Below are 21,657 nucleotides of genomic sequence, written 5' to 3' on the forward strand. Positions count from 1 at the left end.
GCCGTTGCCCGGACCGGGCCGTCTCCTCCGTAGATCCTTGGTACTCGGGGCCTCGCCCGGCGATTCTCTGGCAGCCCTCAGCCCTCAGCCCTCAGCCCTCAGCCCTCAGCGCTCAGCGCTCAGCGCTTCGGCTCGTCACCGCCCCATGGATGCCGCATCCGGATCCACACATCACGCGCCTGCCGGCCCGCTCGTGTCCTGCTTCGTGCGACGAGGACACGAGCCTGTTCCGGGGTTTCCACCATAGGCCCGGAGCCGCGCAGCGGCTTGCCCGCCGTCTCGTGCAGGAAGAAGGTGGAGACGAGTCCGATGAGGCCTGCGACCATCAGGTAGTACGCCGGGATCATCTCGTTGCCGGTCGCTTCCACGAGGGCGGAGGTGAACAGCGGTGTGGTCCCGCCGAACAACGACACGGAGATGTTGAAGGCGATCGACAGCGCGCCGTAGCGGATGCGCGTCGGGAACAGCGCCGGGAGCGTCGAGGCGGACGTCCCGGCGAAGCAGACGAGCAGCAGCCCGAGCATTCCGCAGCCGATCGCCGGCAGCAGGATGCCGCGCTCCCGGATGAGCAGGAAGGCCGGGATCGCGAACACGATGAGCGCGGCGCTGCCTGCCATGAAGACCGGGCGCCGGCCCCAGCGGTCCGAGGATCTGCCGACCAACGTGATGGTCAGTACCACGAGCAGCATGGTTCCGAGGACCAGGAGCTGGGAACTCGTCTCCGGCTCGCCGAGCGTCCCGGACATGTAGGTGGGCAGGTAGGAGGTGACCATGTAGTTCGTGACGTTGTAGAGCAGCACGAGGCCCATGCAGATGAGCACCGCCTCCCAGTGCCCGGTGAAGATCTCCTTGAGCCGGCCTTTGCCGGACTGACGTGCCTGTTCGACGGGGTCGCCCTCGGACAGGGCCTCGGCCTGCGCTGCCTCCTCGCGCTGGAAGATGGGGGTCTCCTCCAGCTTCAGCCGCATGTAGAGACCGATCAGACCGAGCGGTCCCGCGACGAAGAACGGGATGCGCCACCCCCAGTCCGTCAGCCCGTCCGTACCGATCGTCGCGGTCAGCACGGTCACCAGGCCGGAGCCCAGCGAATAGCCGATGAAGGTCCCGAAGTCCAGCCAACTGCCGAGGAAGCCCCGGCGTCTGTCCGGTGCGTACTCCGCGATGTACGTCGTGGCACCCGCGTACTCGCCACCGGTGGAGAAGCCCTGAACGAGACGGCACACCAGGAGCAGCAACGGAGCGGCGAAACCGATCGTGGCGTAAGAAGGAAGGAAACCGACGGCGAAAGTGCTCGCCGCCATCATGATCATGGTGATCGCCAGTACCTTCTGGCGCCCCACTCGGTCACCGAGCGGGCCGAACACCAGTCCACCGAGCGGACGTACGAGGAAGGCGGCGGCGAAGGTCGCGAAGGTCGACACCACCTGCGCGCCCGGCGAACTCGACGGGAAGAAGACCTTGCCGAGGGTGCCCGCGAGGTAGGCGTAGACACCGAAGTCGAACCATTCCATGGTGTTGCCGAGCGCCGCCGCAGTTACGGCACGACGCACCTTCGGCGGATCTGTGACCGTTACGTCCTCGGCGGCATAGGCCTTCTTGCGGCGCCGCAGCAGCGTCCGCAGCATCTGGTCCGTCGCCCCCCGGTCACCCCGGCGACGGGGAACGCGCGGCTGTCGTTTCGGTCCCGGCATGAATGCCCTGCCCTCCGCTGTAGGACTGATCCTTTCGCCGCACCACGCGACGCCGCCTCCCGCCTCCCCGGCAGGCCCACCTTCTCTGCCCTATTGCCGGAACGCCGCGTGACTGTGCCGAAGGGGTGAGCGAGGCGACCCGTACGGACGAGGCCGGACGCTGCCCGATTGCAGCCGTCCGGACGCAGTGAACACCGCCGGACCGGGAATCCAGCGCCCGCTCGACCGAAGTTCGCCCTGCCGCAGCGGTGGCCTGCGGTCCTGCGGTCCTGCGGTCCTGCTGTATCCGTTGCCTGGCAGGCCCATGAGGCGCAGTACACGGCTTCCTTGGCTGAGGGAAGGCGGCACGGGCTTGCTCAGCGCACGGAGGGACCGGAAGGCCGGCGCGTGCCCCTCGGCGTTCTCCGATCAGGGGCTGTCGTGCTCGACAGGCATACGGGTCGGCAGCCCGCGCAGCAGGACGTCGAGGAACAGGTCGAACCGTGGCGCGGCGGACCCGAGCCCCTGATGGCCGCCGCCCGCAGCGCCGAGCCACTGTGCCACTCCGAGCCCGAAGACGTACCAGCTCTGTTCGGCCTGTTCCGCGTCGGCGCCCGCCGCGCGGAAGGCGGCCATGACCTTGTCGCGCAGGCGCCCGAAGGACTCGGCGTGATGGCGGTGGGGCCGCGCCACGTGGGCGGCGTACCCGGGCACGGCCGAGAACTCGTTGTGCATCGCCCACGCGAGCCGGGTCAGCCACTCCCGCCAGTCGTCGGCGCCCGGCTCGCCCGCCGGCAGCACCCGCTCGACCATGGCCGCGCTGACCAGGTCGAGTACCCCGTCGCGATCGGGCACCCACCGGTAGAGCGACGAGTGCGAGACGCCGAGCCGCGACGCCAACTCCCGCATGGTGAGCGTCTCGACGTCGCCCTGGAGCGCCGCGTCGACGATTCGCTCGCGGCTCAGCCTTGCGGGCCGTCCTGGCCCGCTTCCGGTCTTCTTCATCGGGGCAAGGGTATGTGTATGCGGGCCAATTAGCGACCGCCGGTCACTAATGCTGTTAGGCTCCGGCCGTGACGGACATACGGGAAATTGACGCGACGGGCCTGCCGATGCGGGATGCCCAGGACCTGATACTTCGGGAACTGAGGGCCCTCACAGACCGGGCCGAACCGTTCGCCGCGGTCCTCCTCATGCCGGCCCCGCCGGAGCGACCCCCGGCCCCCGGCGACGAAAACGCCACGGACCGCGTCCGCGCGCTCAAGGCGCTCCGCACCGCCCTTACGACGTACTGCCGCGGTCTCGCCTTCGTGGCACCGGCCGACATCCTCGCTGAACGCGTCAACGCGATCCACAGCGGCGAGAAGCTCTGGGGCTGCCCCACCACGGCCACTCAGGACGTGGACGAGGCCCGGACCTGGGCCCGTACAGCGGCGCAAACGCAGACGACTTGCGAGCCGAGTGCGCAGCGCCCTCTGTCCGTGGGCCCCGAGCTTGCCCCTTGAGGGGCCGAATGGGCGAGGGTGCACCGCTTGCAGGACTGCATCCACGTTCCCCGCGCCGGATCCGTGGCTCTGCGCGGCCGACGTGACCGGCCGAGCTTCAGTGGCGTCGTCCAGAGCGGCAACGAGTCCTGCTGTCTCGCCCACGCCAAAGCGCAGGCCGAACGCGCCGCCGGCTGTCCCGGTCGCCTCTCTGGTGGGAGATCAGTCCTTGCGTCCTGTCACAGCGACGGTGACACCGAGGCCGATCATCGTGAGCCCGCCGACTCCTCCCACCAGAGAGAGCCGCTGAGGTGAGCGGGCAAACCACTCCCGTCCGGTTGCCGCGATCAGTCCCCACAGGCTGTCGGAGGCCACTGCGATGATGTTGAAGACCAGCCCGAGCAGCAGCATCTGAACCATGACGTGCCCTTGGGCGCGGTCGACGAACTGTGGCAGTACAGCGGCGAAGAACACAATGGTCTTGGGGTTGGCCACACCGACGGCGAACCCTTCCCACAACGTGTGCATGCCACCCTGCGTGGCCTTGTCAGTGGTGAACGCGGCCTGCAACGAGGCACGTTGCCGCCACGCCTTTACGCCCAGATACACCAAGTAGGCAGCACCGGACAGTTTCAGCACCGTGAAGACAAGGATGGAGCGTTCCACGACCGACCCGATCCCAAGAGCCACGGCCACGATCAGCACATAGGCGCCCAACGTGTTCCCCACAACCGTGGTCAGCGCGGCGCGCCGCCCTTGCGCCAATGCCCGCCCGATCACGAACAGCACACTGGGCCCTGGGATGACGATCAGCAGCAACGACATAGCAGCGAAGGCAAGCAAGCGCTCAGCAGACACCATGACGCCATGTAAGCACGGGCCGGGTTCGCACCTCAGCCCCTTTTCACTCGTGCAGGGCCCCGGAGTGCCAACGCCGTGGCGAGCAAGGGCCGGGCGGCGAGGGTGAGCGCCGGCGCACTGCGCAGCTGATCGATTTCACCGAATCGTGGTCACTGGTAGCTTCGCCCTCTCGAAGCCTGAGCCATGCGGAGGGCCGAGGTGCTCACACAGGGCGACGACATGGATGGCGGACGCGAACGAGTGCATCGCGCCTCGCACCGGTCTGCCGCAGCTGGCTCACCTCCACAACGGTGGCCCCTATTGGCAGGATGACGGTAACCGGGCCTACGGCTGTGGTTTCGACAGAATCTGGACGACGCGAGGAGCGCCCTGGAGTGACCGGCCTGCACCGAGGGCCATGGGCAGTGGCCCTCATCCTCGCCAACCTCCTCAACGCCTACGTCACCTACGGCGCCCTTATGGCTCAGCCGCAAGGAGCCTGGGACGAACACACCCTGACAGGGATCGAGTTCGCGTCAGCGCTGCTGATCACGCTCGGCGTCAGCACCTCCCTGTTCGCCCTTGTCCCCGTGCGGCGGGAGGCCCTGAGTCGCTGGTGGCTGGCGCCGTCACTGATCTTCCTGGCAGTAGGCGCAGCCCGCTTGGGGTACATCGTCCACACCTATCCGCAGGGCCCCGGCGGCTGAGCGGCGGGGCCAGCCTGTTGTCACGGAACCGGAAACCACTGGCGGCGGGATCGGACGCCACGAGATGATCAACCTATGGCTGATGTGATCTTCTTCGATCTGGACGGCACGCTGGTCGATCATCGAAGCGCGGTCCTGGAAGCGATCGGCCAGATCGTCCGTGCCGCGCCGAACGTGACGGCTCCACCGGAGGAGCTGGTGACATTGTGGTGGACGCTGGAGGCGCGCCACATGCGGGAGTACCTGGCCGGTCAGTGCTCCTTCGCTGAGCACCACCGACGCAGGCTCCGTTCGTTCCTGCCGATGCTCGGTGAGCCGGTTCCTGGAAGTCCCGGCCTTCTGGACGCCTGGATCGCCGAGCGTTACCTCACCGTGTTCGAGCAGTCCTGGCGGTGCTATCCCGACGTGCAGCCATGCCTGGAGAGCCTGAAACGGCTTCCCCGAGGACCGCGTCTGGCTGTTCTCACCAACGGGAACCCCGAGCAGCAGCGCGCCAAGCTCGCCCGCTTCGGCCTTCTCGAATACTTCGAAGCCGTCCTGACCCCGACCGAGCTCGGTGCGGCCAAGCCCGTCGCCTACGCCGCCGCCTGCCGACGGATGCGGACGGATCCCGTGCAGGCGGTCAACGTGGGCGACATGCTGGAAAGCGATGTGAAAGCAGCCGCCCTCGCCGGGCTCACCGGCATCTGGCTGGACCGCGGCATCGACTTCGTCACCGGTGGGCCATCGCCGACGGCGGACGAGACGGTTCTCCGCGTCGAACGGCTCACCGAACTCCCGGACTACCTATCACGCCCGAACGCATGAACGGCTCTCACGGCCGTCGTGAGCGAGCGACCTCTGTGGCAGATCACGGGCGCGAGACGTCGCCCGTTGGTATGCGCTGCTCGATCCATCTGAGAACGGTTTGGATGGAGTCGAGGAGCTTCTGGGACCGGAAAACGCGGTGGCCGATTCAACCGGGGGAGTGCTCGATGGTCCTGGCCCAGTGACCTTCAGCGCCTGCTGGAGTCACTACGTTCCAGCGGTCGGTGACGGCGCGCCCGACGCTGGCCGCCGGGTGCCGCCCTTGCGGGGTTCCGCAGCTGTTGGTGTGAGCGGCGGCGGGCAGGTGTGGGGGTGGTGAGGACGGCAAGGCAGGCGCCGACGAGGGCGATGCCCAGCCAGCCGGCGGAGGGGAGGCGTTCGCCGACAACCACGACGGCGAGGACTGCCGCGACGGCCGGTTCGAGGAGGGACAGGGTGGTGGCGGTGCTGGCGGGTACGTGTGCGAGTCCCCAGCCGAAGAGGATGTAGCCGGCGAACATGGGGACCAGTGACATGTAGGCGCCGACGGCGGCGTTGGACCAGGAGGCGACGAGCGGTGCGCCGGTGGCTACCAGGACGGGCAGGAGGAGCAGACCGCCGAGGCCGAAGACGGCGCCCATCGCCGCGCGGGAGGGGATGTGGCGGGTGATGAGCCGGTGGGCCGCCCAGGAGTAGAGAGCGTATGTGGCCGCGGCGACGAGGCCGAAGACGATGCCGAGCAGCGTGTTCGACACGGACGTCTGCCTCGTGCCGTCGGCGGCTTCGGCGACGCACAGCAGGATGGTGCCGAGCAGGCCCAGGGTGGCCGCTGCCGTCCAGCGGCGGGTGAGCCGGCGGCCGTCCACGGTGCGTTCGATCAAGGCGGAGGCGAGCGGGGCGGTGCCGATGGACACGACGGTGCCAACGGCGACTCCGGCCAGGTGCATGGAGCTGTAGAACGCCAGGGGGTAGACCGCCACCGAGGCGGCGCCGAGCAGGACGGTTCCGCGCTGGTCGCGCAGCCGGGATGCGTGACGGCTGATCTGCGGGGCCGCGATGAGGGCTTGGAGCAGTCCACCGAGGCCCATGGCTACGGCGCCGATTGCGAGCGGGCCCACGTCGGGGGCGAGGGTGGCGGCCGTGCCCGTCGTGCCCCACAGCACGGAGGCGACGAGGACGCACATGGCCCCCGTGCCCGCAGACCGGCCGTGGCCGACGCGGCTCACAGCCGGTCCAGCAGGGCAGCGGCCATTGAGCGGGCGTGCTGGACACGGGTGCCGTCGCCCTCAAGGCCTGCGCGGGCCATCGCGCCCTCCAGCAGGAAGGCGAGGTGCTCCGCCATCGCCCCCGCCTCGTCGGGGCGGTCGGGCAGCAGCTCCTCCAGATGGCCGACGATCAGGCTTTCGACGCCCTCCTTGTGGGCGCGGACCACGGCCCGGCCTTCGTCGCCGGCCGGGAGCTCGGCGGCGGCGTTGAGCAGACCGCAGCCCCGGAACCCGTGCTCGTAGGCGCAGGCCGCGTGATCGGCGTACGCGTCGAAGACCGCCAGTACGCCCTCACGCGGCCCCCGGGCCTGTTCCACGCGGGCCCGGTACAAGCCGAGCCACTCCTCGTGCCGGGCATCGAGGTAGGCGCGGACCAGGTCGGCCTTGGAGGAGAAGTTGTTGTACAGACTCATCTTCGCCACGCCGGCCTCGGCGGTGATCGTGTCGATGCCGGTCGCCGCCACACCGTCCGAGTAGAAGCGGCGCGCTGCCGCCGCCAGCAGCCGTTCGCGTGCCGGCCGTCTGCGGCCGCTCCCGCTCTCGGGCACGCTCATCACAACCAATCTAGGTAGGTAGGTCTACCTAGATTATGTGTCGTGCCCCAGGAGGTCCAGTCGCTGGTGGACGACGGGTGGTCACCCTGTGCTCGTCGTCCGTGGCGAGAGGGCCGAGCAGTGCCCGCGGAGCACCGCCAGGGTCGGAGTGCGGCGGATGGCGCCGTTCTCGCTGTCCTTCTCCGGTTGCGGGTGACAGGCGGCGAGTGGTCCCACTCGCGGCGGTCGAAGGCGGTCGCTGCCAGGTCGGCGGGCTGGTGATGTTCCGCGAGGGGTGAGGCGACAGGGCGCGGTCGGATGCCATTGTCGGACGGACGTTTCCCGTCGAGGAGTTCAAGCAGCTGCACCAGGCTGCCGCGGCCGGGGGTGAGGGCGAGTACCCGCCATGTGGGCAAGTTGCCGCTCGTACTCCCGCACCTGCTCGGCGGCGAACGCGTACCGGTCGGCCAGCTGCGACCCCAGTTCGCGTACGGACCCGGCGTCACCTTGCGCGGGGCGCTGCTCGGCCTGGGTCCATACGAGGCCGCCGGGATCGTCCTTGGCGTCTTCCATGGTCCGTCACCTTATGGCCGGCTGGGATGCGGCGGCAGGACGGGGGTGGAACACCGCAGGCACCTGCCGCACCTCTGCCGCACCCCACCGACGCCGACGGCTGCCCTCTTTCTTCGGCAACGCGGTCGCGCTGAGACCGGCTGCAGTCCGACCGGATTGCATGTGACGGCGACCGGCTTCGGTGAGAGTGGACAGGGCGACCAGTTCGACTGGACACCGGCGCGTCCTCGGCCCGACCGCTCACGATCAGCCCCTGACGTGCGTTCACGCAACCGCACGTATTTGCTTACCGAACCTCCCCATCATGCTCGTTTCCAAGCTGTCCAGTGCCCCTCCGGGGCGGTCTCGGACAGGTCAGAGACCCTGCTGGCGCGCCATGTCCGGGGATCGAGCTCGTGGGGCGGACTGGTCGCAATCGATCACTTTCCCGCATGTTGTGCCGATTTACGAATGAGGTGTAGGCCTCAGGTAGGGGTTCGATCCTGTCGCCCTATGTGCACAATGGCTCGTCCGCTGATCACACTTTCGCTGTTCTGAACCTGAGCGACACGGAACGTCCTTCTATGATTGCGAATTTTTACTTGTCAGCACATCCGGTACGCCTGGTGATCCCCTCGCTGTATGCGACACCTGCTACCCTCCGCGCCGTTTCCGCTCGACGAGTGAGGACCTACCTCCGCCCTGCGCTCTCCGGGGGCCCGTCGTGACGGCCGCCCCGCTGACAGACCGGGAGATCTCCCTGGTGCGCACGAGCCTGACGGTGGTCGCGCCGCAGGCCACGGAGATGACCGTCTACTTCTATGCCATTCTCTTCGCCCGGTATCCCGAGGTGCGCGGGCTGTTCCCGGACAACATGGACGTACAGCGTGACCGGCTGCTGCGCGGACTGCTGCGCATCATCGATCTCGTCGATGACGTCGACAACCTCGTGCAGTTCTGCTCCCGGCTTGGTCGGGACCACCGCAAGTTCGGAGCCCTGGAGGCCCACTACCCGGCAGTGGGCGACTGCCTTCTGGCCTCCCTGGCCCGCTACGCGGGAACCGCGTGGAACTCCGAGGTCGCCGCTGCCTGGACCCGCGCCTACACCACGGCCGCCGAGGTGATGATCGCGGCCGCCGCTGACGACACCCGACTGCGCCCGGCCTCCTGGGAAGCGCAGATCATCCGCAACGAATACCGCGGCCACGGCATTGCCGAGATCACCGTGCAGCCCGACCTGCCCTACCGCTACGTCGCCGGGCAGTACGTGAGCATGGAAACCCCGTGGTACCCCCGCACATGGCGGCACTACTCTCCCGCCCACCTGCCGCGCACGGACCACACGCTCACGTTCCACGTCCGGGCCGTTCACCAGGGCCAGGTCAGCAACGCGTTGGTTCACCACGCCGCCCCGGGACACAGGGTGCGGCTCGGACCACCGCAGGGTGAGATGACCCTCGCCACGGCAGGTGACCGCGACCTGGTGATGGTCGCCGGCGGGACCGGTCTCGCGCCGATCCGCGCCCTGATCGAGGAAGCCGCCGCCTCGGGAATGCGCCGCCACGTAAGCCTGTTCGTCGGAGCCCGCACCGCCCAGGAGCTGTACGGCCTCGACGACATGCTGCGCCTGGCACAGCGTCACTATTGGCTGTCCGTCCGGGCGGCCGTCTCCCATGAGAGCATTCCCGGCCAGCAGGGCACACTCCCGCAGGTCTTGCGCGAGTTCGGTCCTTGGGACCGGCACGAAGCCTTCCTGTGCGGTCCGCCCGACATGGTCACCACGGCCGTGCGCACTCTCCTGTACCAGGGCACCCCCATGGCCCACATTCATCACGACCCGCTCGACACACCCGTTCTCACTGCCCCCCTCACACCGCACCGACCCGGTCAGGAGATCGACCAGCTGTGACCCGCCACGACGCCACCCCCTCGCGCGGAGAGCGCATGCTGCAGACCCACCTGGGCACCAGCGAGCGCGCCGACGCCTTCTACGACCGGCAGGTCCACCCGCACCTCACCGCGGCCATGTGTGACTTCATCCGCCGCCAGTCGATGGTCTTCCTCTCCACCGCCGACGCCCGCGGCCACTGCGACGCCACCTTCCGCGCCGGCCCTCCCGGATTCGTCACCGTGCTGGACGACCGCACCCTGGCCTACCCCGAGTACCGCGGGAACGGCGTTCTGGCGAGTGCCGGCAACATCGCCGAGAACCCGCACATCGGTCTGCTCTTCATGGACTTCACCCGCGACCACATCGGACTGCACGTCAACGGCTCCGCCCAGCTCCTCAACGACCAGGAGGTGCGTGCCGCCCACCCCTGGATACCCGCCGACACCGCCCCCGGGCGGCACCCCGTGCTGTGGACGTACATCACCCTCCACGAGGCCTATGTGCACTGCTCCAAACACATCCCTCACCTCGAGCCGGCCCCCCGCCCTCTGGGGCTGGCGCGGACTCGTCCCAAGGACGCGGAGTACTTCACCGAACCGGCTCCGGTGTCCGAGGGCGCGGAGTACTTCACCGAACCGGCTCCGGCGTCCGTGGCCTCCGAGGCCGGACCTGGCACTCCCTGGCTCTGACGTCTCCGGCCCCTCTGAGTACCCCAAGCCCGTGCCTGCGAGCCGCTCCATGGCGCCGCGGGCACGGGCCATGCGCTGCGCATGGCCTACCGCAATCCGGCGGTAGGCCAGCGGCCTTCTGCGAGTCGGTCCCAGCCTGGTGGCCGACTCGTACGAGCTGGCGGCGCGGTCATCTTGGACCCGGCCCTCGGCGCACGGGACAACGTGGGCGCGCCCGAGGGCCCGCGGTAGCGCTTCCCCCCCGACGCGGGCTGATCCGGGCGCCCGCCACCGCGTGGCACGGACGTGATCTCCGTCGGTCGTGGGCATAGGCTGATGGCCAGCCCTCGCTGATCTCGCAGGCACCTTCGCGGAGCCGGTCGCCCCGACTCCGACTGCCGACCCGGAAGGAAGCGTTATGGTTCGCGCGGCCATGTTCGATGTCGACGGAACGCTCGTGGACACCAACTACCTGCATGTCACTGCTTGGTGGGAGGCATTTCGGCAGGAGGGGCACACAGTGCCCATGGTCGCGGTGCACCAGGCCATCGGCCTGGGCTCCGCAGATCTGATCGATCACCTTCTCGGACCTGCGCGGGACCGCGAACGGGACGCGCGGATCAGCGGCACGCACTCAGCGCTGTACGCCACCCACTTCGAACGGCTGGCAGTGGTGGACGGGGCGGCTGATCTGCTGCGCGCCTTGGCGGCTCAGGGCTGGAAGGTGGTGCTCGCCACTTCTGCCTCCGGTTCGGAGCTCGCAGCCCTGCGGCGCGCGTTGGATGCCGACGATGTCATCACAGACACGGCGAGTGCCGACGATGTGAACGAGGGAAAACCGGCCCCTGCACCGATCCGGCACGCGATGGAACTCGCCGGTGGGACGAGCGCGGAGGCGGTGTACGTGGGCGACTCGGTCTGGGACATGAAAGCCGCGACCAGCGCGTCCGTGACCGCTGTGGCCCTCCTGTCGGGTGGCATCGCCCGACAGGAGCTGGTGGAGGCTGGGGCCGCCGAGGTGTACCGGAACCCGGCCGACCTCCTCGCGCATCTGGACAGCAGCATCATTTCGCGGATCGGCGGAGCCGGCTGACGAGGCCCAGGACACCGCTCGCCGGACCACCAGGTCGAAAACATCCGCAAGTGCGGCCGTGCCGTCCCCAAGCGTTGAGCCGCTCCGCCGGCACCGGCTATGCGTTCAGGTTGCCTGGGGACCACTATTCGGCGGTCCGAAATGACTCCTGGTGTCTTCGCGGTGCCCATAGGCTCTGAGCGCGCGGTCGACCGGGGCGCGTCGGGCCTGTGCCCGAGGGATCTGATGAAGGGGTCGTCCCGCTGTGACGGATGCTCACGAAGAAGCAGTTTTGAACCGGATCGCCAAAGGGCTCGTCTACACCGAGTCGGAAGCGGCCTTCCAGGCGCCTGGGCGCCGGACAGAGCAGATCTTCGAGTACAACCAAACACCCCCGAGCGAAACGGAGCGGCGTCGGACACTGCTCGTCGCCATCCTCGGCTCGGTCGGTGAACGCACGGTGCTGCTGCCGCCGTTCCACGCCGGGTTCGGCAGCAACGTTCACATCGGCGACGACTTCTTCGGGAACGTGAACCTGACGTTCGTCGACGACGTGGACATCCGCATAGGCAACGGCGTCATGATCGCTCCCAGCGTGACACTGACCACGACGGGGCACCCTGTGCATCCTTCGCGCCGCGCTGACTTCGGACGATTCTCCGAACCGATCGTGATCGAGGACAAGGTGTGGATCGGCAGCAATGTGGTGGTCCTGCCCGGCGTACGTATCGGATACGGGTCGGTCATCGGCGCCGGTAGCGTCGTCAGCCGCAGTATCCCCCCGATGACCGTCGCGCACGGAACACCCTGCCGGGTTGTCCGCCCCATCACGGACGAGGACCTCACCACACGTACTGCCGACAACTAGGGTTGCGTGGCATGACGTCCGGCTCGCCGTCGTGGGCCCGCAACGACCGGCGCCGCCGGTGCGGTCGGACGGCGTGGCGGGAGGAGCCCACCGGTCGTGGAGAGGGGCGGGCGGCTGCAGACCTACGTCTTTGGTGCCGGTCCGGCCGGGCCCGCGGTCCGATTCGTCGAGGCCGACAACGGGCTAGCGTCACACCATGCGTATAGGACTACTTGGCACCGGCAACGTCGCCCGAGCACTGGCCCACGGCTGGAGCGCCGCAGGACACGACGTGCTCCTCGGTTCACGCCGGCCTGAGGACCGGACAGACCTCGGTCTCCCTGTGACAGGCCTGAGCGAGACAGCCGCCCACGCGGAGGTACTGGTCAACGCCACGCCTGGGGCCATCTCCGTGGAACTGCTGCACTCCATCGGCGCACCGGCGCTGGCCGGCACCTTACTGATCGACGTCGGGGTCGGCCTCTCCGACGACTTCACCGAGCTCTCGCACCCCAACAGCAGCCTGGGTGAACAGATCCAGGAAGCCTTCCCTCTGACCCCCGTCGTCAAGACCCTGTGCACCATGGACTCCACCGTGATGACCGCCCCCGACGGTCTCGACGGCCCGAGCACCGTCTTCCTCTCCGGCGACGACGCCGAAGCCAAACGGACCACCGGCCGACTGCTCACGGATCTCGGCTGGCCCCCGTCGTCCCAGCTGGACATCGGCGGCATCACCACCGCACGCGGACAGGAGCACTTCGCCCTGCTCTTCATGGGCATCGCGGGCGGTCTGCAGGCCCACACGTTCAACATCAACGTCGTAACCCGCCCCTCGCCCTAGGTTCTGCCATTCCTCGCCCTCGCATGCGGTGAGTGCCATCGTCAGGGGCTTCTACGAGGACCGCTGACGAAATAGCTCTCGCCCCTTGGTCTGCGAACGGTGGGCAGCGCCCACATGCGAGGATGCTGCTGTGCTGGATGAGATCGACGCGGTGGACTGGGATTCCATACCGGGCCATCCTGACTGGTATGAATCGGATCGTGCCGGCCTGGGTCTACGCGCTCTGTCCGAGGCAACGAATTCGGTACAGGCGGCGGACGCGGGCTCGCAGCTCGGCGGCGGTGGAATTGTTCATGGGCACAGCGGCGCGGTGTTTCCAGCGGCCGCGGTTGCAGCCCCGCTGCTCCTGGACATCGCCCAGCAGGGCCACCCGGCGGCCCGGGACACCGCGTTGGGGCTGCTCGACGAGGCCTTGTCATGCTATCCGCATGCCGAGTACACACGAGTGCAGGCCCCTGACGGCACCGCTGTTCCCATCTGCTGTGCCATTGCCCACCATCTGCGAGATCGCACCGACTTCCTTGTCGGGCTGGGCAAGAGGGGCAAGTATTTGCTGGTCGACGCGGCCGCACACTGGCGCTTCGAGATCTGCGAATGCGTCGCCGACGGCGGCGACACAGCGGCCTTCGGTATCTTGGCCGGCTCTCTCCCGGAGGGCGTTCACGCGGCGGAAATGCATCACGCTGGTGCCATCACCGTTCTGAGCGAACTTGGCCTTGAGTACCCGTCCGCGGCGAACTCTCGCGAATCGTGCCTGCGGGTGTTCGCCCGGACCCCCGACGAACTGCCGCCAAACGCCGTCCTGTTCCCGGCCGAGTGCGGCAATCGCCTGCACTGACTGGCTTCCTTGACTCCGGTGCCCCGCAGTGGACTCCCGTCCACCGCGAGGCGTATGCCAACGACCTGGACGCGGATCGCCACCGCCAGGCCAACCGCAGCAAGGCCGACCAGGACCCCGCCGCGCCCCGACCGTGGACCAGCCCGAAGCCGCAGGCTCACGGCCCTCGACACCGGGGCCCATCAAGACCGCTCGCCCGCGCTCTGGACGAGGGGAACGCCCAAATTCGACCAGCTCACGCTCCTACTGCGCCGAGGCGACCGGGACTCCCTCCGGCCGATGGTGGTGGGCGGTGTCAGCCGGGCGTGATGCCGTAGTGCTCGCGCACCTCGCCGACATTTGGCGGGCCGTTGAACCCGACGTCGCCCGCGCTGACGATGATCGACCTGTCCTCGGTCGCGTACTCCTGCGGGGTCCCCCAACGGTCCTCGAGTTCGGGCGAAACGGCATAGGCCCGAAGGGCCGCGTCCACCACCGCGATGGCCTCGTCCTCGGTGGCCGCCTCGATCACCACGTCAGCACGTTGCCAGCCGCCGCCGAAACTGTTGCTGCAGTCCCACTCCGCGGAGGCCACGCCGGGGACCGACATCGTCACCGCGGTGAACACCTCCTCGCACTTGGCGGCACTGGAGGAACACGCCGAGACGGGGAGCAGCAGAGCTGCTGCCATGACGGCCGGCAGCAACCGAATTCGCTCACGTCGTATCACGCAGTCAGTCCTTTCCGTAGTGTTCGCGCAGCTCACGGTCTTCGGAACCCCCGAGAACCCGGCTGCCAGGGCTCCACGGCCCGGAGGACCACTTTGCCGCGCTGCCGGCCACCACCGGACATTTCGCTGCAGTCGAACTCGGCCGACACCACATCGTCGAGGGCGAGCGCGGCGCAACCGTCTCCGGGGGCTTTGAGGCGGGAAGAGCGGGATCTGGACCCGGGCTTCGCGGGGGGTGGTGGTCGGTGCGGTCTCCTCGGGCATACGGGGACGGTATGCCCGAGGAGGAGCGCGGTGGATGGGTGCGGCTACCCGATAAGGAGTGGGTACGCGTACTCAGTTGACCCGCTGGGGACGAGGGGTGCGACTTTGCGTGGCGAACTGTCCGGTCCGGATGCGCGCGGCCATCGAGGACGGCGTGGTGTTGCAGCTCACCAGGTCTTGCCGGCCTGCTCCCGGACCGCGCGGTTGATCCGGTTGAAGAAGTTGGTCATCGCGACCTCCAGGATGATTGCCCCCAGTTGCTCCTCACTGAAGTGCTCTGCGGCGGCGTCCCAGATCTCGTCGGTCACGCCCGGTGCGCCGTCCTGGAGACGGGTGGCGGCCTCGGCCAGGGCGAGGGCCGCCCGCTCCTCCTCGGTGTAGAAGGGCGTCTCGCGCCACGCGACCACGTTGTGCAGCCGTTCGTCCGTCTCACCGGCCTTCTGCGCCGACTTGATCGAGGCGAAAATGCAAGGGCTGCAGCCGTTGATCTGGCTGGCACGCAGATGGATCAGCGACAGCAGGTGGTTGTCGACGCCTCCGGCGTGAACCGCCTTGTAGAGGTGCTGGATCGCTGTGATCACATCGGGGTTCGCCGGGCTTGTCAGGCGTGCTTCCATCGGTCTTGCTCCTTCATCGGTTACCTGCGCCCCTTCGGGCTCGTCATCACCCATGACGGAGCAGAGTCGAGGAAGGTAACAACATGTGCGAGACCAGCCCGACGGACCCGACGGACCCGATGGCCGAGGCGTTCGAGGCCCAGCGCGACCGGCTGCGGGCGGTCGCCTACCGCATGCTCGGGTCGCACACCGACGCCGAGGACGTGGTCCAGGAGGCATGGCTGCGCCTCTCTCGCCAGGACGCGGCGGCCATCCGCAACCTCGCAGGCTGGCTGACCACGGTGGTCGGCCGGATCAGCCTCGATGTCCTTCGATCCCGCCAGGCCCGCCCGGAGGCGCCCTACGACGACCGCCTGCCCGAGCTCGCGGTGAAGCTCGACGAGGGTCCTGTTCCCGAGGACGACGCAGTGCTCGCCGACTCGGTCGGGCTCGCGCTTCTCGTGGTCCTGGAGTCGCTCGGGCCGAGCGAGCGACTGGCGTTCGTGCTGCACGACCTGTTCGCGGTGCCGTTCGACGAGATCGGCCAGATCCTCGGCAGGTCCACCGCAGCCACCAAAATGCTCGCCAGCCGCGCCCGCAGGAAGGTGCAGGCGATTGAGCGGCCGACCGGCACCGGACGGGAGCAGCGGGAGGTGGTCCAGGCCTTCCTGGCGGCGGCTCGCGGCGGCGACTTCGAGGAGTTGCTGCGGGTGCTCGACCCCGAGGTGAAACTGACCGTCGACGCCCCGTCCGGCGTATTCGTCACCCTCGGCGCCACCAAGGTCGCAACCGGCGCGCAACTGTCCGCCGGCGCCGCCGCACAGGGGCGGGCGGCTCTCGTCAACGGCCTCCCGGGGATCATTTCCTGGCGCGAGGACGGCACCCCGCTCTCGGTGCTCGCATTCACCGTCGTCCACGGCCGGATCACCGACATCACGGTTGTGATCGACCCGGCCAAGCTCGAGCTGATGGACCTGCCGGATCCGGCATGACGCGGGGGCTTCGGGGCCTTCGACGGTTCTTGCCGTGTTCGAAGCAGGCCCGGCGTGGACGAGGGCGACGGGGCGGGTTGCGTTCACGGCTCGTAGGCGGGCCTTGAAGCGCGACCACGGTAACGGATTCCACATGGTCGCAGCAGTGTTGGAGTTGGTGTGGCAGGAGCCCGACCTGATCGGGAAGCGGAACCGAACAGTCAGATGTGGGCGTCGAAGCTTCTATGAACGATCATCCGGACGACATCGCCCTCGTGAGCGATCCGCAGGTCATCGAGGTTGCGCTCAAGGACCACGAAGACGAGCTGGTCGACTGTCGCGGTCTGCTGCGCGTGGACAGCTGCCGCTCCGATCCGCGCGGCGACCGGGCCCACCTGCGCGTGGGTGCTGCCGAACCGCGCTCCCCGCACCCGGACTTCGACGAGGACGAGATCCGTACGGCCAACCACGCCACCGAGTCGCGGCACCGGTCGTACGGGGACCGCAACTGGGCTCGGTCCACCGGAGTAGACGCTGCCGTCTACGGGTGGCCACTGGCACGGGGGTGTGCGGCATGACGGGCGACACCGCTGTGATCAGCTCGGACGCCCGTCCGGCCGGCAGCTCTGTCGTGGCCGAAAGCCTACGGATCACCGCCCACGACAGGCGCCCCGTGTTCGGCTCCGCCTTCCTGGTCAGCGCGGCGGCGCTGCTTGTCGGCGGGGGGATCGTGGCGGGCGCCTTCGCCGCGTCGTGGGGCCTCTTCCTGGAGGCCGGAAGAACCGCCGAGAGCTCCATCGACTACGAGGAGTCCTACGTCGCGTACATCGACCAGTGGGACGGCCTTGTCAAAGTCGCGTTCTGCGTGTACCCGCTGCTGCTCCTCGTCGCGATGGTCCTGATCGCCTGGCTGCTCGCCGCCCAGGCCGTGACCGTCGCGCACGCGCGGGAACGCGCGGAGGCCGGCCCGGGTCCCCACCGCGACTCTCTCACCCCGCGTGCCCTGTGGCGCCGAACCCGCCCGCACCTCGGTGCCGCCTTCCGCGTCCAGTTGCTGACCCTTGTGTGTGCCCTCGTCCCAGGGCTGGCGGGCCTGCTCGTCCTGGCTGCCGTCGCCATGGAGATGGTGCCCGGGGTCGTGTGGCCCACCTACCACGATCCCGCGACCGTGCAGTTCATCCTGGTGGGCCGGATCCTGCCCGCCGTGATCTGGGCGCTCGGGCTCGTCCTCCTCTACCGCTTCGGGCCGGCCACCGCCGTACGGGTGGCGGACAACTGCTCGGCGACGGCCGCGATGCGCCGCTCCTGGACGCTGACCCGTACGGCACGTCTGCGTACCACCGGGATCTGTCTGCTGGCCACGGTCGCGGTCACCGTCGCCTTCATGGTGCTGAAATGGCTCGGGACGTTCGTGGCGCACTGGGCGGGGCTGCTCATGCTGGCCACCACCGGCGACAACGTGTGGGTCACCGGCGTCCTCGTCATCATTACCCCGGTTGCGGTGGCCCTCGTGTTGCTGCCGTGGGTGCTGGCACCGATGGGCGTCGTGCTCGCCTGCCTGCGCGAGCGGCTCGACGGCAGCATGAGAGAAACCCGTGTGCCCTCCGGTGTCACGACCGGGTGAACACTGCGGGCCGGCTCCTGCGGACGGACGGCCTCACCTTCGCCAGGTGGCCGGACGCACGGGATGTGCCTCGGAGTTCTCCTTCGCCAGAGCCTTCGAGCGGGCGCACGGAGTGGCACCGGGCCGCTACCGCAGGTAGATCTCCTCAGGTGCTGCGGCGAGTGCTGAAGCAGCGGTGCCGGCGCAGGCGCGGGGCCGGTGGATGAGGCGGCGGCGGATCTCGGCAAGGCTCGGTGCAGTGAACTGGGAGGATCCGTTCGGTGCCGAGTGCGCGGGCCCGCAGGACGGGCAGGTAGGCGTGGGTGCGGCCGGGGCAACGGTGATGTGACGGTGCCGGCCGGGCAGCGGCGGCCCTGGCCACCTGGGAAGTGATCCGGGATTCGCGTCCCGTGCGGTCCGTGCCGAGGGAGCCCGAGACCCTCGGGTGTCGTGTGGTTGACTGATCCGCATGGCCTCGTCCCCGCATCCGCCCGTTCGGCCGTGACCGCCGATCCTGCCGCGGCAACTCGGCCCCGCAACCGCAAGCAGCTCATCGTCGAGGCGGCCGGCCGAGTCTTCAGTGAGCGCGGCTATCACACAGCATCCATGGAGAAGATCGCCGCCGGAGTGGGCATCACCGCGGCGGCCCTGTACCGGCACTTCCCGAACAAGTACGCGCTGTTCGCCGAGTGCGCCGGCCTCATGGCGGACCGGCTTGTCGCCGCGCTCGACGAGGTGCCGTCCGGGGCGACCTTGACGGATGTGCTCACCGCCGTCACCCGGGTCACCGTCGCGCATCGCGCATCGGGCGGCGTGTACCGATGGGAGGCCCGGTACCTCAACCACGAGGACCGCCGGGATCTCAGGGCGAAGTTCGGGCAGGTCGTCGGCCGGGTCGACGAGGCCGTGCAGCGCGAGTACTCACTGCCTGACGAACGCCTGCGGGCCATGGCAGCCCTGGGTGCGATCGGATCCATCACGATGCATCACACCTCGATCGCTCAACGTCGGACCGAGGAAGTGCTGTTGGCAGCCGCGCTGCGTGTGGCCGCGACCGATCCCGCGGCGGCCCGGAGCGGCGCACGCTCCGTCGAGCTGCTCGCCCAGCCGGTGCCGCACACGCGACGCGCGGAGATCCTCGCGGCCGCGATCCCGCTGTTCGCACGGGACGGATTCGCCAGCGTCACGAACGGACAGATCGCGGAGGCGGTGGGACTCGCCCCGTCCGCGCTCTACCGTCACTACCCCGGCAAGGTCGACATCCTGGCGGCGGCGTGCCTTCAGGCGGCCGGACTTCTGGCCCGGGGGGTGGACCAGAGTCTTCATGGGGTGGCCGGCCCGCACGAGGCCGTCGTCGCCCTGGCGGGGACCTACGTGGCCTACAGCTTCGAGCACACCGCGCTCAACAGCGTCGCCGAAGCCGAGCTCGCCGGCCTGCCGGCCGACCTGCGGCGGCCCTTGGTCCTCGCGCAGCGTGAACACATCGCCGTCTGGGAACAGCAGCTGCGGCTGGCCCGGCCGGAGTTGGACCCGCGCCAGGCCCGGATGCTGGTGCACGCGGGGTTCGGCGTGGTGGTCGAGGCCGGACGCGGACTGCGGTGGCAGGACAGCCAGGCCCACCGCGATGCCGTTACCGCTCTGGTCGTGGGTGCCCTGGGCCTCTGAACGGACACCGGAACCAGGCACGCGAGGGGGCGCCTCGCGGTGAAGGGCCTCGCGTGGAAGTCACCCGGGTGCCCGCCCCCGGGCGTGACTGCCGAGGGGCGGGCCTCCGAGGGATCAAATCGGCGGCTCAGCCGGCCGGCCTGTTCCCGGTCGGGATCGTGATCGGGGTGGTGGTCGTGGAGGTGCCCTTGTTGAGGAACAGCATGGCCAGGGCACGCAGGAACTGGTCGAACATGTAGAAAGCGCCGGGCATGATGGGCGACAGCCCCTCGCGGAACAGGATGAAGGCCGGCCATGCGGTGCGGATCAGGGCCGCTGCCGCATAGTCGCGCGGCAGTCCCAGCCAGTCGCCGACCTCGTTGCTGAGGACGTAGCGCACGAACTCGTTCAGGAATCCGCGAGTGACACCGAGATCGATCTCCGCGGTCAGACCTAGCAACACCTCGGCCAGGTCGAGGCCCTCGGGCGTCGGGGAGAGGATCGGGGTGAGCACCTGCGCCGACTGTGCTTCCGCGGCCGCCCAGGTCTGCGGAATGTACTCGTCCGGCACACCGAGCAGGTGAAGAGCGACCTGCCATGAATGCAGGAAGGCATCCTGGTCCGCGGCCGACATCGGGACCTTCCAGTCGAGCAACCTCCTGCGCACGAAGGTTCCCAGGCTGTGGAAGGTGACCAGGATGTCGGCCGCGCTGATCGGGACGGCCTCGTCGGTGACCTCCCGCCAGTGCGGCGATTGCGGCAGCAGGTGGCGCACCGCGGCGTGCACCAGTCGCGTCTTGTTGGCGGTGACGACGAACTGCCCCGTCGGTTTGAAGGCGTCCAGCTGGGACAAGTCGTAGCCGAACGTGAACGTCTTGGCCGCGCGGTCCTTCATGTCGGCGCCACCTACGGACCAGTAGACGCTTCTGGCCTCCCGCGGGATCACGGTGCTCATGATCCCGCTGCCGAGGCCGTACAGCATGAACAGGTAGGTGTCCTTGCGCCGGTTGAAGTCGGCGGCGCGGGCCAGTTTGGCGGGATCGGCCCAGGAAGGCAGCTTGTTGACCGTCAGCAGATGGGCGGCGAGGTCGGCAGGCAGCCCACTGGGCAGCGCGTCACCGTTGTTCACCCATCCCGCCATCGCGGTGTTGACCGACGGAACCTGGCCGTTCTGGAGCAGCGAAACCATCAGTGGATCCGTCGCGCTGTCCCACACGTACTCCGGATCGACACCCGCACCGGTTCCGGCCACCGAGTCCGCCGACGCCCACGCCCAGGCCCTGGCGGGGTCCGCCACGCCAACGAGGCCGAGGGCGACACCAAGGGACAGGACTCGTCGCCTGTCGGGATTCTGCATTAACTTACCTACTTCCCTACTCGACCAGATGGCGCTATAGGCCTTTTTTGACATGCCAGTTGTGCTACCACCACGTTTCGGATCTTCCTGAGCGATGTGATTCTCAATTAACATAGCGAGGTGCGCTACCGTCGGCAATGGTCACGACCGGAGGTCTCGCTGAGTACGGTCCAGCGCGCCCGGAGTTCTCCGTTGCGGCCTGACACCAGCTCCACAGGCAGGCAGACAGACAGGCAGATGCCGCCGGCTCGGCGGCCTCGATCACGATCGCTTGGTTCTCACGAACGAGCCACGTTGCCCTGCGCCGCAGGAGTCCGTTTCCTCTTCGCCGTGAACGGCGGCGTATCCACGGAGCAATCAGATGATCGACGGAGACGCGACCGAAGGGCCGAGCATGGCCGCAGGCTGCGTGGATACCTGCCCTCGAACCGAAAGACCTCCAGCGCGATCCTCTGGGCAGAACGCTGGCTGCGGTCGCCGCCCCCCGGCCGGAACGCTCTTCGCGCTCCCGCAGAG

Annotated in this window: 23 protein-coding genes; 13 read left to right on the top strand and 10 right to left on the bottom strand. The window is 68.7% G+C overall.

Annotated elements, in window-relative coordinates; genetic code table 11:
- Window positions 1-119: 119 nt before the first annotated feature.
- Together proP and ACFWFI_RS23935 are read right to left on the bottom strand one after the other, a co-directional pair.
- Window positions 120-1,625, bottom strand: coding sequence for a glycine betaine/L-proline transporter ProP (gene proP, locus ACFWFI_RS23930; protein ID WP_387393815.1), 1,506 nt, complete (start codon window positions 1,623-1,625; stop codon window positions 120-122).
- Window positions 1,626-2,099: 474 nt separating this feature from the next.
- Entirely contained in the window at window positions 2,100-2,675 is a 576-nt protein-coding gene (locus tag ACFWFI_RS23935) for a TetR/AcrR family transcriptional regulator (RefSeq protein ID WP_387393817.1), read from the bottom strand.
- A gap of 68 nt (window positions 2,676-2,743) precedes the next feature.
- Here ACFWFI_RS23935 and ACFWFI_RS23940 point away from each other — a divergent pair, with 68 nt between their 5' ends.
- Entirely contained in the window at window positions 2,744-3,175 is a 432-nt protein-coding gene (locus ACFWFI_RS23940) for a hypothetical protein (protein ID WP_387393819.1), read from the top strand.
- Window positions 3,176-3,376: 201 nt separating this feature from the next.
- Here ACFWFI_RS23940 and ACFWFI_RS23945 read toward each other — a convergent pair whose 3' ends face one another.
- Complete coding sequence (locus tag ACFWFI_RS23945; protein ID WP_387393821.1) at window positions 3,377-4,015, bottom strand: LysE family translocator; 639 nt, start codon at window positions 4,013-4,015, stop codon at window positions 3,377-3,379.
- Between the two features lie 374 nt (window positions 4,016-4,389).
- On the opposite strand from ACFWFI_RS23945, the gene ACFWFI_RS23950 reads away from it, so the two are divergent.
- Window positions 4,390-4,701 carry a hypothetical protein gene (locus ACFWFI_RS23950; protein WP_387393823.1) on the top strand — a complete coding sequence of 104 codons (312 nt, stop codon included), beginning with the start codon at window positions 4,390-4,392 and terminating at the stop codon, window positions 4,699-4,701.
- A gap of 75 nt (window positions 4,702-4,776) precedes the next feature.
- Window positions 4,777-5,508, top strand: a complete 732-nt coding sequence (locus tag ACFWFI_RS23955) for an HAD family hydrolase (protein ID WP_387393825.1) — start codon at window positions 4,777-4,779, stop codon at window positions 5,506-5,508.
- A gap of 188 nt (window positions 5,509-5,696) precedes the next feature.
- Here ACFWFI_RS23955 and ACFWFI_RS23960 read toward each other — a convergent pair whose 3' ends face one another.
- From ACFWFI_RS23960 to ACFWFI_RS23975, 4 genes are read right to left on the bottom strand one after another with little or no spacing between them, the layout of a single operon-like run.
- Entirely contained in the window at window positions 5,697-6,671 is a 975-nt protein-coding gene (locus ACFWFI_RS23960; RefSeq protein WP_387393858.1) for a DMT family transporter, read from the bottom strand.
- 38 nt (window positions 6,672-6,709) lie between these two features.
- Window positions 6,710-7,306 carry a TetR/AcrR family transcriptional regulator gene (locus ACFWFI_RS23965; protein WP_387393827.1) on the bottom strand — a complete coding sequence of 199 codons (597 nt, stop codon included), beginning with the start codon at window positions 7,304-7,306 and terminating at the stop codon, window positions 6,710-6,712.
- Complete coding sequence (locus ACFWFI_RS23970) at window positions 7,306-7,653, bottom strand: hypothetical protein (RefSeq protein ID WP_387393829.1); 348 nt, start codon at window positions 7,651-7,653, stop codon at window positions 7,306-7,308. The genes ACFWFI_RS23965 and ACFWFI_RS23970 overlap by 1 nt, the downstream gene beginning before the upstream one ends.
- Window positions 7,640-7,858 carry a hypothetical protein gene (locus tag ACFWFI_RS23975; protein WP_387393831.1) on the bottom strand — a complete coding sequence of 73 codons (219 nt, stop codon included), beginning with the start codon at window positions 7,856-7,858 and terminating at the stop codon, window positions 7,640-7,642. Before ACFWFI_RS23975 ends, ACFWFI_RS23970 begins: the two co-directional genes overlap by 14 nt.
- 703 nt (window positions 7,859-8,561) lie before the next feature.
- Here ACFWFI_RS23975 and ACFWFI_RS23980 point away from each other — a divergent pair.
- From ACFWFI_RS23980 to ACFWFI_RS24005, 6 genes are all read left to right on the top strand, one after another.
- The gene (locus tag ACFWFI_RS23980; RefSeq protein WP_387393833.1) at window positions 8,562-9,746 is read left to right on the top strand and encodes a globin domain-containing protein; all 1,185 of its coding nucleotides are present in this window, start codon (window positions 8,562-8,564) and stop codon (window positions 9,744-9,746) included.
- Between the two features lie 35 nt (window positions 9,747-9,781).
- Window positions 9,782-10,417 (top strand): pyridoxamine 5'-phosphate oxidase family protein, encoded by a 636-nt coding sequence (locus ACFWFI_RS23985; protein WP_387393835.1) that lies wholly within the window; start codon window positions 9,782-9,784, stop codon window positions 10,415-10,417.
- A 397-nt stretch (window positions 10,418-10,814) separates the two neighbouring features.
- Window positions 10,815-11,489: an HAD family hydrolase gene (locus ACFWFI_RS23990; RefSeq protein WP_387393837.1), complete on the top strand. Its 675-nt coding sequence runs from the start codon at window positions 10,815-10,817 to the stop codon at window positions 11,487-11,489.
- Between the two features lie 244 nt (window positions 11,490-11,733).
- Entirely contained in the window at window positions 11,734-12,336 is a 603-nt protein-coding gene (locus ACFWFI_RS23995) for a sugar O-acetyltransferase (protein ID WP_387393839.1), read from the top strand.
- A 196-nt stretch (window positions 12,337-12,532) separates the two neighbouring features.
- Window positions 12,533-13,159: an NADPH-dependent F420 reductase gene (locus tag ACFWFI_RS24000; RefSeq protein ID WP_387393841.1), complete on the top strand. Its 627-nt coding sequence runs from the start codon at window positions 12,533-12,535 to the stop codon at window positions 13,157-13,159.
- A 130-nt stretch (window positions 13,160-13,289) separates the two neighbouring features.
- Complete coding sequence (locus ACFWFI_RS24005) at window positions 13,290-13,997, top strand: hypothetical protein (protein WP_387393842.1); 708 nt, start codon at window positions 13,290-13,292, stop codon at window positions 13,995-13,997.
- 295 nt (window positions 13,998-14,292) lie between these two features.
- On the opposite strand, the gene ACFWFI_RS24010 is transcribed toward ACFWFI_RS24005, so the two are convergent.
- The gene (locus tag ACFWFI_RS24010) at window positions 14,293-14,706 is read right to left on the bottom strand and encodes a hypothetical protein (RefSeq protein ID WP_387393844.1); all 414 of its coding nucleotides are present in this window, start codon (window positions 14,704-14,706) and stop codon (window positions 14,293-14,295) included.
- Between the two features lie 431 nt (window positions 14,707-15,137).
- Window positions 15,138-15,587 carry a carboxymuconolactone decarboxylase family protein gene (locus ACFWFI_RS24015; RefSeq protein WP_387393846.1) on the bottom strand — a complete coding sequence of 150 codons (450 nt, stop codon included), beginning with the start codon at window positions 15,585-15,587 and terminating at the stop codon, window positions 15,138-15,140.
- 83 nt (window positions 15,588-15,670) lie between these two features.
- On the opposite strand from ACFWFI_RS24015, the gene ACFWFI_RS24020 reads away from it, so the two are divergent.
- The 4 genes from ACFWFI_RS24020 to ACFWFI_RS24035 all read left to right on the top strand — a co-directional run bounded on the left by ACFWFI_RS24020 (window position 15,671) and on the right by ACFWFI_RS24035 (window position 19,805).
- Window positions 15,671-16,558 carry a sigma-70 family RNA polymerase sigma factor gene (locus ACFWFI_RS24020; protein ID WP_387393848.1) on the top strand — a complete coding sequence of 296 codons (888 nt, stop codon included), beginning with the start codon at window positions 15,671-15,673 and terminating at the stop codon, window positions 16,556-16,558.
- Window positions 16,559-16,782: 224 nt separating this feature from the next.
- Complete coding sequence (locus ACFWFI_RS24025; RefSeq protein ID WP_387393850.1) at window positions 16,783-17,115, top strand: hypothetical protein; 333 nt, start codon at window positions 16,783-16,785, stop codon at window positions 17,113-17,115.
- Window positions 17,112-18,161, top strand: coding sequence for a hypothetical protein (locus ACFWFI_RS24030; RefSeq protein WP_387393852.1), 1,050 nt, complete (start codon window positions 17,112-17,114; stop codon window positions 18,159-18,161). The genes ACFWFI_RS24025 and ACFWFI_RS24030 overlap by 4 nt, the downstream gene beginning before the upstream one ends.
- A 480-nt stretch (window positions 18,162-18,641) precedes the next feature.
- Complete coding sequence (locus ACFWFI_RS24035) at window positions 18,642-19,805, top strand: TetR/AcrR family transcriptional regulator (protein ID WP_387393854.1); 1,164 nt, start codon at window positions 18,642-18,644, stop codon at window positions 19,803-19,805.
- 127 nt (window positions 19,806-19,932) lie between these two features.
- Here the strand turns inward: ACFWFI_RS24035 and ACFWFI_RS24040 are convergent, their stop codons facing one another.
- A complete protein-coding gene (locus tag ACFWFI_RS24040) occupies window positions 19,933-21,141 on the bottom strand; it encodes an oxygenase MpaB family protein (RefSeq protein WP_387393856.1) in 1,209 nt (402 codons plus the stop codon).
- Window positions 21,142-21,657: the final 516 nt, after the last annotated feature.

The organism is Streptomyces sp. NPDC060209, from assembly GCF_042728155.1.
GTDB lineage: Bacteria > Actinomycetota > Actinomycetes > Streptomycetales > Streptomycetaceae > Streptomyces.

Bases quoted from the DNA above. Each gene is read 5' to 3' on its own strand.
- ACFWFI_RS24040 (WP_387393856.1), bottom strand. From the start codon at position 21,141: ATGCAGAATCCCGACAGGCGACGAGTCCTGTCCCTTGGTGTCGCCCTC.
- ACFWFI_RS24020 (WP_387393848.1), top strand. From the start codon at position 15,671: ATGTGCGAGACCAGCCCGACGGACCCGACGGACCCGATGGCCGAGGCG.
- ACFWFI_RS24000 (WP_387393841.1), top strand. From the start codon at position 12,533: ATGCGTATAGGACTACTTGGCACCGGCAACGTCGCCCGAGCACTGGCC.
- ACFWFI_RS24015 (WP_387393846.1), bottom strand. From the start codon at position 15,587: ATGGAAGCACGCCTGACAAGCCCGGCGAACCCCGATGTGATCACAGCG.
- ACFWFI_RS24025 (WP_387393850.1), top strand. From the start codon at position 16,783: ATGAACGATCATCCGGACGACATCGCCCTCGTGAGCGATCCGCAGGTC.
- ACFWFI_RS23985 (WP_387393835.1), top strand. From the start codon at position 9,782: ATGCTGCAGACCCACCTGGGCACCAGCGAGCGCGCCGACGCCTTCTAC.
- ACFWFI_RS24030 (WP_387393852.1), top strand. From the start codon at position 17,112: ATGACGGGCGACACCGCTGTGATCAGCTCGGACGCCCGTCCGGCCGGC.
- proP (WP_387393815.1), bottom strand. From the start codon at position 1,625: ATGCTGCGGACGCTGCTGCGGCGCCGCAAGAAGGCCTATGCCGCCGAG.
- ACFWFI_RS23955 (WP_387393825.1), top strand. From the start codon at position 4,777: ATGGCTGATGTGATCTTCTTCGATCTGGACGGCACGCTGGTCGATCAT.
- ACFWFI_RS23990 (WP_387393837.1), top strand. From the start codon at position 10,815: ATGGTTCGCGCGGCCATGTTCGATGTCGACGGAACGCTCGTGGACACC.
- ACFWFI_RS23960 (WP_387393858.1), bottom strand. From the start codon at position 6,671: ATGTGCGTCCTCGTCGCCTCCGTGCTGTGGGGCACGACGGGCACGGCC.
- ACFWFI_RS23935 (WP_387393817.1), bottom strand. From the start codon at position 2,675: ATGAAGAAGACCGGAAGCGGGCCAGGACGGCCCGCAAGGCTGAGCCGC.
- ACFWFI_RS23945 (WP_387393821.1), bottom strand. From the start codon at position 4,015: ATGGTGTCTGCTGAGCGCTTGCTTGCCTTCGCTGCTATGTCGTTGCTG.
- ACFWFI_RS23975 (WP_387393831.1), bottom strand. From the start codon at position 7,858: ATGGAAGACGCCAAGGACGATCCCGGCGGCCTCGTATGGACCCAGGCC.
- ACFWFI_RS23965 (WP_387393827.1), bottom strand. From the start codon at position 7,306: ATGAGCGTGCCCGAGAGCGGGAGCGGCCGCAGACGGCCGGCACGCGAA.